Genomic DNA, 17,576 nt, shown 5'->3' with positions numbered 1-17,576 from the left:
GTCCGCCTTCACCTTTCCCAATGCCGCGAGGCGATGGTCGCGAAAAAGACACGGTGCCGCGGGACCTCCCGATGCCTATCGACCTTTGGCCGGAAGGGTGATGGAGAAGTCGGATGGCTTCCCTAGATAATAGGATCGATCCGGCCACAGATCGATCGTGACCGCCCTTTCCAAGGGACCGCTACGAATGAAGAACTCCCCGCCATCCGGACCATCGCTGACGTTCACCGTCCGGTTCGGCTTCGGCCTCGAGGAGGCGCGGGTCGCAACGCGGAGCTTCACCTTCGTGATCCCCGGCACTCCGCCGCTCTTCTCCAGGATGACCCGATAGCCTCCTGGAACCGGTACCGCCGCCTTGAGGCGCACCGTCGGCTCGCCGTCGGAAATTGTTCCGGTCACCGGAACGTCGCTCACGACGCCATATCCAACGGATTCCAGCAGCCGGATCGAAAGTGTTTCCCGGTCTTCTGTCATCCGGTCGTGGATCGGTTGGACGATCAGTTCGGCCACGTCGCTTCCCGCCCGGAATGCCACGACCTTCCCGACCTTCGGGTAATCGCGGCCGGCACTGGCCGTGCCGCCGGTTTCAATCTCGACCGCCAGTGGCCGTGAGAGGTCGCCGCTGCGGGTGAACTTGAAGCGCAAGGCTCCCCCGTCCGCCGGCCCGGCGGTTTCCGCCCCTTCCAGCACCTCGCCAGACAAGGCGACGACAGCTTGGTCGTCGAAAACCTTCACCATCGCCCCGCCACCCGGTTCACACAGATAAGTCGCAGCGGGAACCAGGCTCAGGCTCACCTGCTCGGTCGATTCTTCGAGGTCATCTTCGAGAGCCCGCACCCGCACCTGCACCGAGCTGGCACCGTCTGCAATCGTCGCCACCCAGGTCCCGTCCTCCAGCGGTTCAGCGCCATCTAACAGAAAATCCTCGCCCCACACCGCATCCCCTCCGATCTTCAGCCTCGCTGCCAGCTCCCCGTCCACCGCTCCGCCGCGGGATATCGTGAACACACCCTCCGCCTCCCGGGCTTCCGCGGCATAGCCCGCCGCATCAAGCCTCAGGGATCCCGCATCCGCGCGACCACCGACATAACTTGCGCCGATCCCGAACCGGAATCCGGTGAACATCTCCAGGCCGTCCGCGGTTTCCAGAAGACCGACCTGGGGTGCCATCTCCCCCGCGACGCTCGGCTCGCCCGCCCACACCGGCCCGCCACCGTCGCGCCATAGCAGGACCCGCCGGCCGGCGACAACCCACATCGACCGCCCTTCACCCGGCGTCAGCCCTTTCACCGACTCTTCCGACACCGTCCAGGTCTCGCCCTCTCCGTAAGTGCCATTGCCAGGGACAAACCAGCGGACCGCCCCATCGCTCGTCCCCGCGGCGAAGCCGTCCCCTTCCCGCGGCACCGCCACCGACGTGAATTTACCGGGAAGACCGGCCTCGTGGACACCGCTCCCGAGATCGAACACATCGATCCTGGTTCCTGCGATCGCAACGACCGCCTCGATCCTCTGGTCTCCATCGACATCCCCCAGCTCGAGCGAGACGACCCCGCTCCGGACATCCGACAGCCGGGGTGACGTCCATTCCAGACTACCGGTCGCCAGATCGAACACCCGCAAGTAAACCCCGTCCGCAAAACTCGACGACATGGCGCTTCCTGCCACCAATTCCAGATCGCCGTCCCCATCCACATCCATCACGTCCGCAGCACTGATCGCCTCGTAGGGCGACGGGACCCTGACACTGCCCAGGAGTTCCAGTTCGCCATCGTCACCCAGGGTGCGGAACTCGACGCCATCCCGACGGTCCCACGTGCCGGGCATCAACAAGTCCAGCCTCCCGTCCCCGTTCATGTCCCTCAGCCGCAAAAGGAAGCCATCCTTCGGCCGCGAGGACGATCCGATCGAGGAAGTCGACGCGATCGGTCGCAAGCTTGCCCCGTCGAAAACCACCACGCCGACCGAATCGATGCCAAGTCCCCCGGCCGCCGCCGTGACAATCTCTGGCACCCCGTCACCGGTCATGTCCCCGACCACCGGCGATAGGAACGGTCCACCCGCCTCACTGCTTTCCCACTCGGTCCTCATGCCCATCAGGCTCGCGACCCGCAGTCTTCTGGCCAGGCCGGAAGAATTCGAGCCGATCACTTCCAGCTCGCCGTCCGAATCCGGATCCCCGACCACGAACTGCCCGAACCCGGTGATCGTCTCCCGCCATGCCGAAACCGGCCCGAATTCCCCCATGATCTCGAAAACCCGCGGAGTTGCGGAATTCCCGACAAGCACGAGTTCGGGATACGCATCCCCGTCGAGCGGCTCCAACGACATCCAGTGAACCGTCCCATCCGACGGGATCACCCACCGGGTCTTCTTGCGTTCCACGTCCATGCCGTGAACCGCCCCGGCGGCATCACAGGCAATCCACAGCCTCCCGCCGTAGGCATCGATGTCGCCCACCGCAACATGCCTCCAGCCGCCCTCCACGGATCGCTTCCACTGGACCTTGCCCTTCGCCCCGTCGATCACGTGCCCCGAGGAGGTCACCACCTCGAGCGCCGCATCCCCGTCCAGTTGACCACAGGCGATGGCATCGCCGCTTGCGGCTGCCAGCCTCCACCTCACTGCTCCGCTCAGATCACAACAGCTCAAGCCGTCATCCCCCTGGAGCAGCAACTCGTCGCGGCCGTCTCCGTCAAGATCGGCGGCGGTGCCCGCCTGGATCGGCGAGCCGTGTTCGAAGCGGCCCGATTCCACACGGGACGTCGCGTCGTAGGAAATCACCCTGCCATCCGAAAGGACCACCACGACCCTTGGCCGCGCACTCCGGTCCACCGGGAAAAACCCGCTGATCCGCGTCCCGTTGCCGGCCGTTTCGTCGAAGTAAGGAGCTTGCACATGGCGCTGGACGTAGGAGTTCGTCGCAGGGTCGTGGGCAGACACATGCCAGAAGCTGTTCTCCCTTTCGTTGACATCATCCACGGACGCCGTGGCGAAGATTTCGCTGCCATTTCCGGTCTCGAGAAGAAACAGGCCCGACTTGCCGACTTGATTGCCCGAGGGGGAAAAATGCCAGAACGGTGCGGCCTCGGGGCTTGCCGGAAGAACCTCCATGGCGCCCCCGCTGCACGACCCGGACAAGACGCCAAGACCGATCCAACTAAAACACAACAGGCGGCGGGATGGCATATTCAACATGATCATCTAACGATGAACAGAAGGAGGCAGCCCCGACAACATGGGTCAAGGAACCATTCCGACCTGGCTTCACATCGATTTGCCCCGGGACGCGGCGATGCACTGCCCCCCGCTTGCAACGTCGGGTTACTTGCCGTGGACTTCAACCTCGGCGATCCGCGCGGTGCCGTCCTCGCCGGGATCGTCGATGACCACCTTCAAGTACCGCGCGTCCACCGGCTTGATTTCCACGTCGGTGACGTCGTCCCGGTTGCCCTTGCGGACATCGGCGGTTTGCCAGGACTTGCCGTCGGCGCTGGTCATGATGGTGAAGTCGCGGGTGTTGAGTCCGCCATCCAGCCCGCCGACACCGGCATGGCGGACGACATAGCGGTGGATCGTGCGCCGGGCGCCGAAATCGAATCCCAGCCATTGCCCGGTTTTCTCGGCAACCGTCCACAGCGTCGCCGGGGTGCCGTCGGCGGCCAGGTCCGGTTGTCCCGGCCCGCCGCGCACGGTGGTCTCCGGCGCCATGGACAGGTTGTAGGGCAGGCCGTTCGCCTCGTTGTAGAGGTTGAAATAGTGATCCGCCCGCACGAACTCGACCTTGCCCGGGAAGCGCTTTGCCAGCTCGTCGTGCAGCTCGACCAAGCGGTGCGGTTTCAGCTCGTGCCAGATGTCGGCCTGGTAACCCAGGAACAGCGGTGCCTTGCCATCCCAACGCCCGATCTCCCGCTTCAGCGAGCCGCTGATGTGTTCGTAGGATCCGGCGTAGGGGATGACCAGCTTGTCAAAACGGACCCTGCCGCCCGCCACGCTGCCTTTCACCGAGGGTACATCCTTGAAGTTCTGCACCGTCGCGCCGTAGAGGCTGCGGCAGTTCTTTTCATAGGCCGCCCGCTGCATCTCCGAAGCGTCGTCCCAGATGGTAATCACCCGCAGGCCGGAGCGCTGCAGGTAGCTTTCGGTCAGGCGAGTGTAGCCGCTCATCCGCGCCGGGTCGCGGGTGTATTCGCCGACCGGCGCGCCGGGTTCGTCCAGCGTGTTGGACGGCATCATGTAGCCCATGCCCGACGGCCCGGTGACGAAGCAGTCGTTCGGAGTCGCATGACCATAGTAGTAGTTCAGGATGCCCGGCGCGATGTCGACCAGCCCCGGCGCAATGGTCCAGTTCAGCGCGATCTTCCCGCGCACCGGCTCGGTGCGGTCCCAGACCTGGCGCATCGCGTGCTGCGTGTACTGGATGTTGTCGCCGTCGCTGATGAAGACCGCCACGTAGGCCTTGTCTTCCAGTTCCGGCATTTTCGGCACCGGCGGGATGTTGATGCGGTGGTCGGTGCCCGCATACACGCTGCCACTCACGAAGAAGTCCGCCGGCATGGTGCCGATCCCGAACTCCGAGGCGGTGGTGATCCCGGAGCGCTCCGAGGTGTACCACCCGAGCGCGATCGCCTCGCCCGCCTTCATGTCGCCGAAGAACTTCCGCATGACGTCCCGTTCCTCCGGCTTGCGGTTGTCCAGCCACACCACCGCCGCGCCCACCGCCGCCGCGATGTCGCGGGTGTGGTGATGGTCGCCGCCGCGGTCGTCCGGCCGCGCGCTGAGGATCAGCCGCTTTTCGCAGTCCTTCCAGTAGCGCTCCAACAGGTGCGTGTAGATCTCGACCGGCGAGGTGAGTTCCAAAGGGGTGAGGTCTTCCAGCACCTTCAAGCCGACCCCGGCGTCGCGCATCCGCTCGAGCACCTTGGCGGTCACCGGCAGCGCCCGGCGGAGGCCGGCGACCGTGCCGGCCAGATTGCGGTAGTGCGGGCTGCGCGAGGGGTCGTAGAGCACCACGCCCTCGACCTCGCCGGCGTACTTGGCGAGCAGCTCGTACTTGTTCTTCATCCAGTACGGCTCGCCGAATTCCAGTCCCAGCGTCTTCGGCCAGGTGTCACGCCCTTCGCCGGCCCGTGCGTCCAGCAACAGGATCCGCGGTTGCTTGCGGTTCACCTGACCCTGCAGCGCGGAGAACGTCAGCTGCTCGTCAGCCGACAAGGCCTGCACCTCGATGGCATCGAGCCGCTTCGCCGGAGTGGCGAATGTCGGCAGCGCCTGGCCCGCCGGCCACACGATCCCCTCCGCCCGGTTCTTCACAGCCTCGAAGGGAGCATGGAGGTTCTCCAGCGCACACCTTCCCGCCTCTGTCAACCCGCTGGCCATCAGCAGGAAAAGGCCTGCATAACCCCTGTTCACACCGGTCAACATCTCCTTCATTCGCTGTCCTGATTCGTCGAAAATCTCCGCCCCCGCCGGCACCCCCGGCACCCCCGGCGCCACGGGCGCCCCCAATACGCACCCGCCCCGCCATCCTTGCAAACCTGTTTGAGAATCACAGCCACCCCCGCCGGCCGGCGCGAATGGCGGAATCAATCACTCCGGCAACGCGAAGGCGACGTAGGCGTCGCTGCTCCTGGTGCCGATCTTGCCGCCGCCGCAGGCGATGACGACGTACTGCCGGCCGTTCACCGAATAGGTGGCGGGCGTGGCGTAACCGGCGGCGGGAAGTCTCGCTTTCCACAGCTCCTTGCCGGACCGGCGGTCGAAGGCCCGCAGGTGCTCGTCGCGGCTGGCGGCGATGAAGATCAAGCCGCCCGCCGTGACAACCGGACCGCCGTAGTTCTCGGTGCCGGTCTTGGGGATGCCGCGGGCACTCAGCTCGGGATACTCGCCGAGCGGGACCGACCATTGGAACTCGCCGCGATTCAGGTCGATCGCGTGCAGCGTGCCCCACGGCGGCTTCACCGCGGGATAGCCGTCCGGGTCGAGCCAGCGGTTGTAGCCGGTGGTGGTGTATGGAATTTTCCCCATCGCACCCGCCTCGCCGCCGGGCTCCTCCTTGCGGCCGGCCTCGTTCCCGGCCGGGGCCCCGCCGAACAGGTGATCGACGACCTTCTGCTTCTGCTCGCCGCTCAGGAAATCGAAGGACGGCATCACCCCCTTGCCGGTTTTCAGCAAGGCGAGCACCTCGGGTTGCTTCAGGCGCTGGCCGACATCGACCAGCGAGGGGACGTTCTGCGCCGGATTGCCCCGGCGGTCGACCCCGTGACAGGCAGCGCAGAGCTGGGTGAACAGCGCGGCACCGCTGGCCGCGGATCCGCCGGTCGCGGTCGGCACCATGGTCAGGATCCACGCCATCTCGTTGGCATTGACGTATAGGATGCCGTCCGGGTCGACCGCCGCCCCGCCCCACTCGCCGCCGCCGTCGAATCCGGGAAAAATGATCGTCCCCCGCTCGCTGGGCGGGGCGAAGGGAACATGCGGGGTCACTTGCCGGAAACGCTCGCTCACCTGCGCCCGCGACTCCGGCGAGAGATCGGTGATCTGGGACTCGTCGAACACCTGCCGCGCGAAGGGGGCGGGCTTCAGCGGGAAGGGCTGGGTCGGCCATGCGGACTCGCCCTGCAGGGCGGACGGCGGCACCGGCCGCTCCTCGACCGGGAACAATGGCTCGCCGGTCTCGCGGTCGAAGACGAAGACGTGGCCGGATTTCGTCACCTGCGCGACCGCATCGATCCTTTTCCCGTCCCGCTTCACGGTGACCAGGTTCGGCGGTGCCGGCAGGTCACGGTCCCACAGGTCGTGATGGACGAACTGGAAGTGCCACTTCCGTTTGCCGGTGTTCGCATCGAGGGCGATCAGGCAGTTCGCGAACAGGTTCTCACCGATCCGGTCGCCGCCCCAGAAATCGAAGGCCGCGGACCCGGTCGGGCAAAAAACCAGCCCGCGGGCCTCGTCGAGGGCGAAACCGCTCCACACGTTCGCGCCGCCAACCGAACGGTGGGCCTCGGGCGGCCAGCTTTCATGACCCTCCTCGCCGGGCAGCGGGATGGTGTTGAAGCGCCACCTGAGCTGGCCGGTGCGCACGTCATAGGCGCGGACATGGCCGGGGGCGGCGGGTGCCGGGCCTTCGCCGAGGCGCATGCCCATGATCAGCAGGTCGCGGAAAATCACCCCGGGGGTGTTGGCCGCGAGGTAGAGGTTGCCCGCGTCCCGGCCGAGGCCGTCCTTCAGGTCGACGCTGCCTGCCTGGCCGAATCCCGCGATCCGCTTGCCGGTCCGGGCATCGATGGCGTGGAGGAAATGGTCGTTGGCATAAAAGATCCGCGCCTCGTCGCCGTGCCCCCAGTGCACCAGCCCGCGGTTGACCCCGCCCTTTGGCAGACCCTCCCCGGCCGGGTCGAAGCGCCACTTCTCTTCCCCGCTCGCGGCATCCAGGGCGAACAGCTGGAAGTCCGGCGAAGTTCCGTAGAGCACCCCGTCCACCACCAGCGGGTTGCACTGGATCTGCGACCGGTTTTCGCCGTCGGCACCGCCGGCGCGGAAGGTCCAGGCCACCTCCAGCCGCGCGACGTTGTCCGGGGTGATCTGGCCAAGCGACGAATACTGGCTGCTCGCCTTGTCGCCGAGGTAGGCGGGCCAATCGACATCCGCCGCGCGGGCCACGGCGAGTAAACTGAACAGGGCGAGGGTTCGGATCATGGGTTGCAAGCCCCCATGGAACGGTCGTTGAAGCGCCGGTTTATCTTTCCCCTGCCGCCGCGGTGGCACCGAGCTCCGCGAGGCACGATTCCAGCTCGGCATCGTTTTTGACGTGGAAGAACCGCCGGGACGATCCCGCCTGAGCGAGGATCCGCGGCCGGACCTTGGCGGGGAAATTCCAGATGATCCGGCACAGCGTCGGGATGATCCGCCATTCGGGACAACCGGGTGGCAGTTTCGGACGCGAGCGGAACAAGTAGTGCCGGTTGCGGCGCCATGCGCGGAGGAAGCAGTCCCGCCGGCCCAGATCGAGAAAAACGACCACGTCGGCGACCGACTGCAACTGGGCGGACACCCCGTCGATCACCCACGCCTCTTGCCGCACCAAGCCGCCGATCCGGCGTTCGCGTTCTTCCACCGGCGTCTTCCGCCACCCGGACTGCCACACGATCCGGTCCAGGCCATGGCACGGGAGCCCCAGCATCCCGGCGATCCGGCTCGCTGCCGTCGATTTCCCGGAGCCCGCATTGCCAGTGACGAGGATGCGCTTCATGGCGGGAACCCCGGACGATCCGCAGGCATGGCGGCGAGCGTGGCGAAATCGATCTGCTCCCGCAACCCCGCGACGCATTGCGGCGGCAGATCCGGCTCCACCGGACGCGGCAGACGCACCGAATCAGAGGATATGCGCACTAACATGGCATCAGTTCGGTGGCATGCCGGTCGACTTGGGCGTAGAAGGACCATGCCATGAAAACGACAAACATCCGAACCGTGGGGGCGGTCGGGCTGGTCGATTGGCTCAAGCATTCCGCTCCCCGATACTCCCTGGCCCTGGGAGCGACCTGCGGCTGTGACATTTCCCGCCTCGGGGATGACATCTGCCGTTACCTCAACCGTGCGGAGTCGCCCTTCGGCGGCCATTGCCGGACTTTCGACACGGCGGAACTCCGCCACCTCGCGGGCGACCCCGGCCTGCGCCACGCGGTGATCGCGGCGGTTGCCGAGAAGGGGCTGGAAGCGAAGTCGCACTGTGACTTTGAAACCATGATCCGCAGCGTGGCCGCCCTGGGTGGTGCGGTGCTGCCCGGACAGTGGGCACTCGACTCGACCAAGGACCTCGACAACGTGTTCCGCGTGGCCCTCTCGCATTGCGACCACTGCTGCCCGGAATCCTCGCTGAAACTCGATCCCGACGGCTTCAGCAATGGCGGGCTCGCCGCGGTGATCGGCAAGCGCTTCCTGCGCTGGTGCGAGGACCGCTCCAACGGCAAGCCACCGCATCTGGCGGAAACCGGGTTGCTCCACGCGGTCGGCTGATTCATTCCCGGCACCGTCCGGAACCGCGGCTTCCCCCCGGCGGCGGTTCCGACGGCGGGATGCGGCCGTGGTCAGGCGTTCTGCGCCGGCCGGGGCAGGATCTCCGCCAGCTCGAAGTCGATGATGCAGAAGCGCCCGGCGTGGGCGTCGTAGGTGATGTTCCGCGCCTCGGGATCCAGGTGGCGGATGCCGTAGTCCCGCTCCAGGTCGGCGAACAAGCCGTCCGCCCGATCCTTGCTGATCGTGTTCGCCGGTTGGCCGCAATTCGACGAAACGAAATACAGCTCTTCCGGATACTCCTCGAGCAAGCGCGGCACATAGGGACAGCCGCGTTCCTCCAGCACTTTCAGGACCTCCACCTCGGTGGCGTAGCGCTTGTCCGCATCGGTCCCGCGGAAACGTTTGTGAACCCGCCCCGTCCAATCGAGCCGCACGTGGGCGCGGATGCCGTCTTTCAGTTCCTTCATGCCAGCAATCGGGCCGCCACTTTGCCGGCGGGGCCGCCGCGATTCTCGGCGAGAATGCCCGTTTCGGCCAGCGGATTCAAAAATTCATCGAAGACGATGACATCTTGGGCAATGCTGACATCGTATCTCTCGATTGCAACCAAGCCTCAACTCCCATGCGCCCCATTGCCTTTCTCCTGGCGGGCCTGTTTCTCCAAGGGGTCTCCGCCGCACCCCGCCTCCATGTCTCGACGCCGTCGCTGACGCCGGAGAGCAACATCGACCTCGTCCTCGACCGTGCGGTCGCCGGCGAGGACCTCATCGGTCGTGAAACCGACAACGACTGGCTGGCCATCAAGCCGAGCTGGCAAGGCCGCCTGTTCTGGAAGGAGGCCAACGTCGCGGAATTCCGCCCGGCCGCGCCGCCCGCGCTCGGCACCACCTATGTCTTCTCCCTGAAGCCCGGTCACCGCCACCTCGATGGCTCCAAGATCGACGCCGGCGAGGTCGCCAAGGTCGCCAGCGCCGGCTTCCAGGTCGACTACGCCACTTTGCTGGAACGCTACGACCGCAACTGGTCGCCACGGACCGCGACCTACTTCCTGCGCTTCAACGGCGACGTGACCCCGGAAAAGGCGGCGCCCTTCCTGATCTTCGAAGCGGACGGTGGCAAACGCGTCGCCGCCCGTACCGAGCGCGCCACCTTCGGCCGTCTCAAGAGCCCCGGCTACCTCGGCGCCTCGTGGAGCGAGCGATTCGCCCGCCGCGGCGCCGAGGAACCCGCCGAACCCGTGCTCACGCCGGAGCTGGAACTGCCGAACGGACTGGTCGTGTCACCGCTGCAGCCGCTGCCGGAAGGCAAGAACTGGCGGCTTTCCCTGCTCAGCGGGCTGCCGGACGCCAGCGGCAAGGCCAGCTTCACCGCCGACGGCACCCGCCACATCGGCGACATCGATCCGCTCGCGGTGCAGAAGCTCTACGCCCGCTCGGTCGCCGACGGCCCGCGCCGGATCGTCGCCGACTTCAACGTCCGCCTGCCCTCGGACCTGCCCGCCAGCCTGGTGAAGATCGAGCCCCAGCCCGCCGGCTACCGCCTCGAGGTCCACAATGACGAGCTCCACCTGATGGGCGACTTTTCCACCGAATCGGCATGGCATGTCACCCTGTCCGCCGCCCTCGCCTCGGCGGACGGCCGGGCCCTCGGGCGGGATTTTGCCAAAAAGCTCGTCTTCAAGCCGGTCGATCCGGAACTCGCCCTGCCCAGCCAGGATGAAAGCCAGCTCGCCTCGGGGATCCGGCAGTACCGGATCCAGACCGTGAACCTGGAAAAGGTCCACCTGCGGGTGAAGCGCCTCGACGGCCCGCAGCTGATCCGCGCGCAGCAGGGCTACCGCCACTACACCGGCGTCGGTCCGGACGGCGACAGCTTCTCGCCGACCCACCTGATCCCCTACGAGCTGATGAACGGCGAAACCGTCGCCGACCTGGAAATCGAGCTGCCCAACCCGCTCGATACCACCCAGCCGATCCTGCTCGATTGGGACAAGGTGCTGGCCGGGGATCCCCGGCCCTGGGAACTCGGCTTCCCGAAAGACCCGGCCGCCCCGACGCCGGCGGTTCATCCATCGGCGGCCTTCTTCGTCGAGGTCGCGGGCACGCCGAAGGCACAGTCCAATGCGAAGAAGTCCCCGGTCGCCCAGGCGCTGGTCCAGCTCACCGACATCGGCCTGGCCTGGAAGATCATCGATGGCGAGGCCCGCGTACTGGCCTTCTCCTGCCTGACCGGCCAGCCCTTGCCGGACGTCGACCTGGCCACCTTCGGCGAGGATGCGAAGCCGCTGCAGCAGTCGAAGACCGGCCCGGACGGCATGGCGGTCCTGCCCCGCGAGGACGCCGCCCGCCATCTTCAGGCGACCCTCGGCGAGGACCGATACAGCATCGCCTACGACACCACCCTGCCGACCGTCGGCCTGTGGCGCTTCCCGGTTCGCTATTCTTGGAACGAAACGCCGCTGGAGTTCCGCAAGGTGTTCCTCTTCACCGACCGCTCGCTCTACCGGCCGGGTGAAACGGTCCACCTCAAGGGCATCGTCCGCCGCCAGGAAGGCAACGCCATCACCGCCGCCCCGGCCGCGGCGGCCCAGCTGGTGGTGACCGATCCCCGCAACAAGGAGATTCTCCGCCGCGACGCCGAGATCTCGCCGACGGGCGGCTTCGACCTGACCTTCAAGCTGCCCGACGGGACGACCGGCTATCACCGCGCCAAGCTCGAATACCCCGCCGAGCTCGCCGGGCTGGAAGGCGAGGACAGCTGGTCGGAGCGGAACCGCATCCTGTCGAATGCCAGCTTCAGCATCGGCCTGCGCGTCGAGGAGTTCCGGCGCAACGCCTTCGAGCTCACCCACACGGTGGAAAACCCGGCGCCGGGCGCCAAGGAGGTGTCGCTGCTGCTGAAGGCCGCCTACTACCAGGGCCAGCCGGTCGCCAAGGGATCCGTGGGGCAATTCACCCACATCGAGGAGACCAACTTCTACCCCGAGCGCTACCGCGACTACCTGTTCGGCGACCACCGCACCCCGGACTTCGGCTACTGGTACCACTACTTCGGCTACCGCTGGGACGACGACCACGGGTCGCGCCGCGCCGACAACGAGTCCACCGAGGCCGAGCTCGCCGATGACGGCACGGTCAGGATCACCGCCAGCCTGCCGGATGCGGAATTCCCGGTGGCCCGCGAGGTCTCGATCTCGACCGAGGTCACCGACGCCAACCGCCAGACCTTGAGCAAGACCAGCGAAGTCACCGTGCATCCGGCGTCGGTCTATGTCGGCATCGCCCGGCTCGACCGCCTGGTCCGCGCCGGCGACCACCTGCCGCTGGCGATCGTCGCCGTCACCCCGGACGGCAAGCCGTATCAAGGCGAGCTCTCCATCGAGGCGAGGATGTCGCGCGAGATCAACGAGCAGGTCCGGCTATCGGACGGTCACGGCGGCACCGCCGTGCGCAACGAGGCCCGCCGCGAGGAGCTCTCGACCACCCCGCTCCAGCTCTCCGGCGGCCAGGGCACCGAGCTCCTGTTCTCGCCCCGCGAAGCCGGGCTGCACCAGATCGAGCTGCGCGGCACCGATCCCGAAGGCCGGGCCTTTGCCACCGCGATGTCGATTCACGTCTACGGCGGCGACCAGTATCCATGGGCCTATGAGGACGGCATCCGGATCAAGCTGGTGGCGGAGAAAAAACACTACAAGCCGGGTGAAACCGCCCGGGTGCTGGTGCTGTCACCCATCGAAGGCACCGCGCTGGTCACCGTCGAGCGCGAGAAGGTCCTGCGCAGCTTCCAGGTCGAGCTGAAGGCCGACAAGCCGGTGATCGAAATCCCGGTTGGCGACGACGACGCGCCGAACGCCTTCGTCTCCGTGCTGGTGATCAAGGGCGCGCAGGAAAGCGCCCGGGTTTTCAAGGAGCCACAGCTCCGGCTCGGCTACTGCGAGCTGACCGTGGAAAACGTCCGCGACACCCTCGCGGTGAAGCTCGAGGTGCCGGCCGACAGCGTGCTGCCCGGACAGCAGGTCGACATCGCGGGGACCGTGCTGCTGGCCGACGGCAGCCCCGCGGCGAATGCCGAGGTGACCCTTTACGCGGAGGACGAGGGCACGCTCGCGGTGATGGGCTACGAAACGCCCGACCCGATGTCCTGGTTTTACGACCCCCGCGAACTGCGGGTGAACTGTGGGACCACCCTCGACCATTTCATCGCCGAGTCGCCCGACGAGCAGTCGTTCTTCAACAAGGGCTTCTTCGTCGGTGGTGGCGACAGCGAGCTCGGCGCGCTGCGCGACCGCGAGCGCCGCGACTTCAATCCCTGTGCCGGCTGGCAGCCCGCGCTGACCACCGGCGCCGACGGTCGGTTCACCGCGACCTTCACCATGCCCGACACGCTGACCCGCTACCGCGTGATCGCGGTCGCCCATCACGACGTGGCGAAATTCGGCCGCGGCCAGGCCGACCTGGTGGTGAAGAAGCCGCTGATGGTCGAGCCGCAGGCCCCGCGCTTCGCCAGCGAAGGCGACGAGCTCGGCATCCGCGCCCTGGTCCAGAATGCCTCCGGCTTCAACGGCACCTGGAAAGTCACCTTCTCCGCCAACCCGCCGGCCTCCGATCCCGTGGCGGCGCTCACCGGCAGCGGGACGGAGCAGTTGGTGACCCTCGATTCCGGCGCATCCGCCACGGTGCTCTTCCCGGTGAAGTTCCACAACACCGGCGAGGCCGTCTTCTCGTGGAAGGCCGAGCCGGTCTCGCTCGCCGATCAGGAGCTGACGCCGGTGCTCGCCGGCAAGCTGCGCGACCAGGTCGAGGCGCGCTTCCCCGTCACCTACCCGGTGCCGTTGCTGCGCCAGTCGAAGCTGGTGCGGCTCGACAATCGCCAGGCCAACCTGCTCGAAAACCTCGATCCCGACCTGCTGGCCGGCCGCGGCCAGCTCGAGCTGGAATTCTCCCGCTCGCTGCTGATGGAAGCCGCCGGTTCGGTCGACTACCTGCTCCACTACCCGTACGGCTGCGTCGAGCAGACCACATCGTCGATGATGCCCTGGTTCGCCGTCGATCAGCTCCGCGACGTGGTGCCTTCCTTCGCGAAATACACGCCGGAGAAGGTGCAGGACGCGCTGCAGGCGGGCGTCGACCGCTTGCTCAGCATGCAGACCCGGGACGGCGGCTTCAGCTACTGGCCCGGCGGTGAGGAGACCGTCGATTGGGCGACCTCCTATGCCGGCCTCGGCCTGATCCTCGCCGACAAGGCCGGTGCCTCGGTCCCGCCGGCGGCGATCGCGGCCCTCGGCAACAACCTGGAGGCCGGATTGCGCGGCATTTCTTCCACCAACTCCGCCTATGCCATCGAGAACGCCTGCCGCGCGGTGTGGATCCTCGCCCTTGCCGACCGCAAGCCGGACGCCTACCTCAACACGCTGAAGGACCGCATGGCCGATCTCAACCCCCGAGCCCGTTGCCTGCTCGCGCTAGCCGCCAAGGCCAGCGGCAACGGCGACCCGGCGGCCATCCTCCGCGACAAGACGAAGTTCCGGCTGAACGACGACAGCTGGATGCGCTGGCGGGCCGGCCAGTCGCTCGACCTGCTGGCCTGGTCGGCCGTCGCCCCCGAGGGTGCGGAGACCACCGCCGCCCTCGAAAAGCTGATCCGCGAGCGCAATCCCTACGGCCACTGGAACACCACCTGGGCCAACGGCTGGTCGTTGCTCGCGCTCGCTTCCTACGCCGAAAACCACGACGACTCCGGTCCCGCCGCGGTCACCCTGACCAGCGCCGACGGCAGCCAACCGGTCACCCTCGCCCCGGACCAGCCGCCGGCCACCTTCGACTACCCGTTGGGCCCCTCGCTCGCCCTGAGCGCCACCAGCGACAAGCCCGCCTATGTGCGTGTGAAGCTGGCCTCGAAGCCCGATCTCGTGCCGCAGAAACCGGTCGCGAAGAACGGCCTGGAGATCACCCGCTTCTACGCCCGGTTGAAGCCGGACGGCACCACCGAGCCCCTGGCCGCCGCCCATGTCGGCGACCTCGTCCGCGTCACCCTCCGGCTCGAGTTGCCCGACGATGACACCCGCTACCTCGTCGTCGAGGACCGGCTGCCGGCGATCTTCGAGGCGGTCAACAACGACTTCGAAAGCCAGGCGGCCCATGGCAACGCCGGGCCGACCAGCGAGAACGACTGGACCGTCTCCCACAGCGAGATCCGCGGCGACCGCGCGGTGTTCTTCTTCGACCGCGTGTGGCACCGCGGGACCAAGGAGATCAGCTACCTGGCCCGCTGCACGATGTCAGGCAAGGCCGTCGCCCCGCCGGCCAAGGTGGAATCGATGTACGACCCGGACAACACCGCGCTCTCCGCCTCGCGGGAATTCTGATTCGATCCGGACCGCGCCGGTGAAAACCGGCCGGTCCCTCCTTGCCGGCTGAAGCTGGCGCCCCCGCCCGTCCGTGAAAGTCCCGCGCCAGCTGCGCCGCAAGCGCCTCCTCGTTCCGGCTGCCCTGCTGGGCTGCGCCCTGTTCGGGTGGTTCGTCGCGCCCTTTTTCCTCGCCCTGCCCGATGGCCTCACCAAGTCCCCGGCGGCCTCGCCGGTCCTGCTCGACCGCCACGGCCAGCCGCTCCATCACCTCGTCCTCCCCGACTTCACCCGCAGCGCTCCGGCTTCGCTGGACGAAATCCCCGCCGACCTCGTCGCCTGCACGCTGGCAGCCGAGGACAAGCGCTTCCGCTCCCATGGCGGCGTCGACTTGCTCGCGACCGCCCGCGCGGCCAAGGACGCGGTCCTCCACCGCCGCACGGTCTCCGGCGCCTCGACCATCACCCAGCAACTGATCAAGCTCTCCTCCCCTCCGGCCCGCCGCGACCTGCGCACCAAGTGCCGCGAAGCGCTCCTCGCACGGCGCCTCGAGATGTCGTGGACCAAGGACGAGATCCTCGCCGCCTACCTCAACCGGCTGCCCTACGGCAATCACCGCACCGGTCCGGTGGAAGCCGCCCGCTTCTATTTCCAGAAGCCGCCCGCGGACCTTTCGCTCGCCGAGTGCGCCCTGCTCGCCGGGCTTCCGCAGGCACCCAGCCGGCTGAACCCCGTCCGCCATCCCGATCGTGCCCTCGCCCGGCGCACGATCGTGCTCGACCGCCTCGCGGCCGCGGAATCACAGGATCCCGCGCGCCTGGCCGCCGCCCGTGCCGAACCCCTTCGCCTCCATCCGCTGCCCGGGGACACCGTCGCTCCCTGGCTCGCCGGCATCGATGACCTGGCGGACGACACCCGCAGCACCCTCGACGCCAGCCTCCAGAGCGACGTCGAGGCCATCGTCCACGAGGAGCTCGCGGCCCTCGAGGGGTCCAACCTCCAGCACGCCGCGGTGGTCGTCCTCAACAATGCCACGCGCGAGGTGCTGGCCCTGGTCACGTCCGGCGACTGGAACGACCCGAACGGGGGCCAGATCAACGGCACCCTGGTTCCGCGTTCACCCGGCTCCGCGCTAAAGCCCTTCACCTGGCTGCTGGCCTTTGAAAAGGGCGGCCTCCATCCCGGATCGATCGTCGCCGACATCCCCACCCGCTTCCGCACCAAGGAAGGCCTCGACGCCCCGGAAAACTACGACCGCAGCTTCCTCGGTCCGGTCACCGTCCGCCGGGCTCTCGCCTGCTCGCTGAACGTCCCGGCAATGCGGGCACTCAACGACATCGGCGGCCCGCGGCCCTTGCACCGGCTGCTGCTCGACCTCGGGCTCGACACCATCGGCGCGGATTTCACGCCCTACGGCCTGGGCCTCACCATCGGCAACGCCCCGGTGCGCTTGCTCGACTTGACCAACGCCTACGCGACCCTCGCCCAGGGCGGCCTCCATCGCAGCCCGCGCCTGTTCCTCCCTGCCACCGCCGATCCCGGACACCGCCTCTTCGACGCCCGCTTCGCCTACCTCGTCGCCGACATCCTGGCCGACCCGGACGCGCGTGCGCCGTCGTTCGGCCGCCGCGGCCCGCTGGAACTGCCGTTCCGCTGTGCCGCCAAGACCGGCACCTCGTCGGACTTCCGCGACAACTGGTGCCTCGGCTTCACCGCGGACTTCACCGTCGGGGTGTGGGCGGGAAACTTCGACAACTCGCCGATGAAAGGCCTGTCCGGCGTCGCAGGCGCGGGTCCCATCTTCCATCGCACCATGGAACGCCTCCACCGGAACCATCCCCCGGCCTGGCCGGCGCGGCCGGAGGGACTGGTCGAGGTCGCCCTCGACCCGCTGACGGGCAAGCGCGCCGCCGGCGGCCACCGCGAGCTCGTCCCGTCCGACCGCCTGCCCTTTTTCTCGTCCGCGGCCGACCGCGATGAATCCGGCCGCGTCGTGTTGGACGCTTCCTACACCGAGTGGCTCGGCTCGGAGCACAACCGCAGCCGCTCCCGCTTCGTGCTCGCCACCGGCCGGCCGGCCGAGACTCCGCTGCGGATCCTCGCCCCGCGCGACGGCATGACCTATCTGCTCGATCCCGAACTGCCCAACGGCGGGGTGCTGCACCTGGCGACCAATCTCCCCGGTGCCGCCGAATGGTCCTGCGACACCCTCGAC

Annotated in this window: 9 protein-coding genes; 3 read left to right on the top strand and 6 right to left on the bottom strand. The window is 67.6% G+C overall.

From position 1 onward, the window contains the following. Positions 1-75 precede the first annotated feature (75 nt). From IG178_RS16070 to IG178_RS16055, 4 genes are all read right to left on the bottom strand, one after another. Positions 76-3,114, bottom strand: coding sequence for an FG-GAP-like repeat-containing protein (locus IG178_RS16070; protein WP_193213589.1), 3,039 nt, complete (start codon positions 3,112-3,114; stop codon positions 76-78). A 210-nt stretch (positions 3,115-3,324) separates the two neighbouring features. Beyond that, on the bottom strand, positions 3,325-5,433 hold the full coding sequence (locus tag IG178_RS16065) for a discoidin domain-containing protein (protein ID WP_226895501.1): 2,109 nt from the start codon (positions 5,431-5,433) through the stop codon (positions 3,325-3,327). A 156-nt stretch (positions 5,434-5,589) separates the two neighbouring features. Next, positions 5,590-7,698: an outer membrane protein assembly factor BamB family protein gene (locus IG178_RS16060; RefSeq protein ID WP_193213588.1), complete on the bottom strand. Its 2,109-nt coding sequence runs from the start codon at positions 7,696-7,698 to the stop codon at positions 5,590-5,592. A 40-nt stretch (positions 7,699-7,738) separates the two neighbouring features. Next, positions 7,739-8,251, bottom strand: coding sequence for a P-loop NTPase family protein (locus IG178_RS16055; RefSeq protein WP_193213587.1), 513 nt, complete (start codon positions 8,249-8,251; stop codon positions 7,739-7,741). Positions 8,252-8,448: 197 nt separating this feature from the next. Here IG178_RS16055 and IG178_RS16050 point away from each other — a divergent pair, with 197 nt between their 5' ends. Continuing rightward, complete coding sequence (locus tag IG178_RS16050) at positions 8,449-9,018, top strand: hypothetical protein (RefSeq protein WP_193213586.1); 570 nt, start codon at positions 8,449-8,451, stop codon at positions 9,016-9,018. A gap of 71 nt (positions 9,019-9,089) precedes the next feature. Here the strand turns inward: IG178_RS16050 and IG178_RS16045 are convergent, their stop codons facing one another. Both IG178_RS16045 and IG178_RS16040 read right to left on the bottom strand, forming a co-directional pair. Beyond that, on the bottom strand, positions 9,090-9,485 hold the full coding sequence (locus IG178_RS16045) for a BUD32 family EKC/KEOPS complex subunit (protein ID WP_193213585.1): 396 nt from the start codon (positions 9,483-9,485) through the stop codon (positions 9,090-9,092). After that, positions 9,482-9,628 (bottom strand): hypothetical protein, encoded by a 147-nt coding sequence (locus IG178_RS16040; RefSeq protein ID WP_193213584.1) that lies wholly within the window; start codon positions 9,626-9,628, stop codon positions 9,482-9,484. The genes IG178_RS16045 and IG178_RS16040 overlap by 4 nt, the downstream gene beginning before the upstream one ends. Positions 9,629-9,640: 12 nt before the next feature. Between IG178_RS16040 and IG178_RS16035 the strand changes: the two genes are divergently transcribed. Further along, on the top strand, positions 9,641-15,382 hold the full coding sequence (locus IG178_RS16035; protein ID WP_193213583.1) for an alpha-2-macroglobulin family protein: 5,742 nt from the start codon (positions 9,641-9,643) through the stop codon (positions 15,380-15,382). A 73-nt stretch (positions 15,383-15,455) separates the two neighbouring features. Next, positions 15,456-17,576: penicillin-binding protein 1C (gene pbpC, locus IG178_RS16030; protein WP_193213582.1), on the top strand; the 2,121-nt coding region annotated here is incomplete at its 3' end.

It is taken from the genome of Neoluteolibacter marinus (genome assembly GCF_014904755.1).
Classification (GTDB): Bacteria; Verrucomicrobiota; Verrucomicrobiia; order Verrucomicrobiales; family Akkermansiaceae; genus Haloferula; species Haloferula marina.
This window is presented reverse-complemented; position numbering and strand designations above follow the sequence as displayed.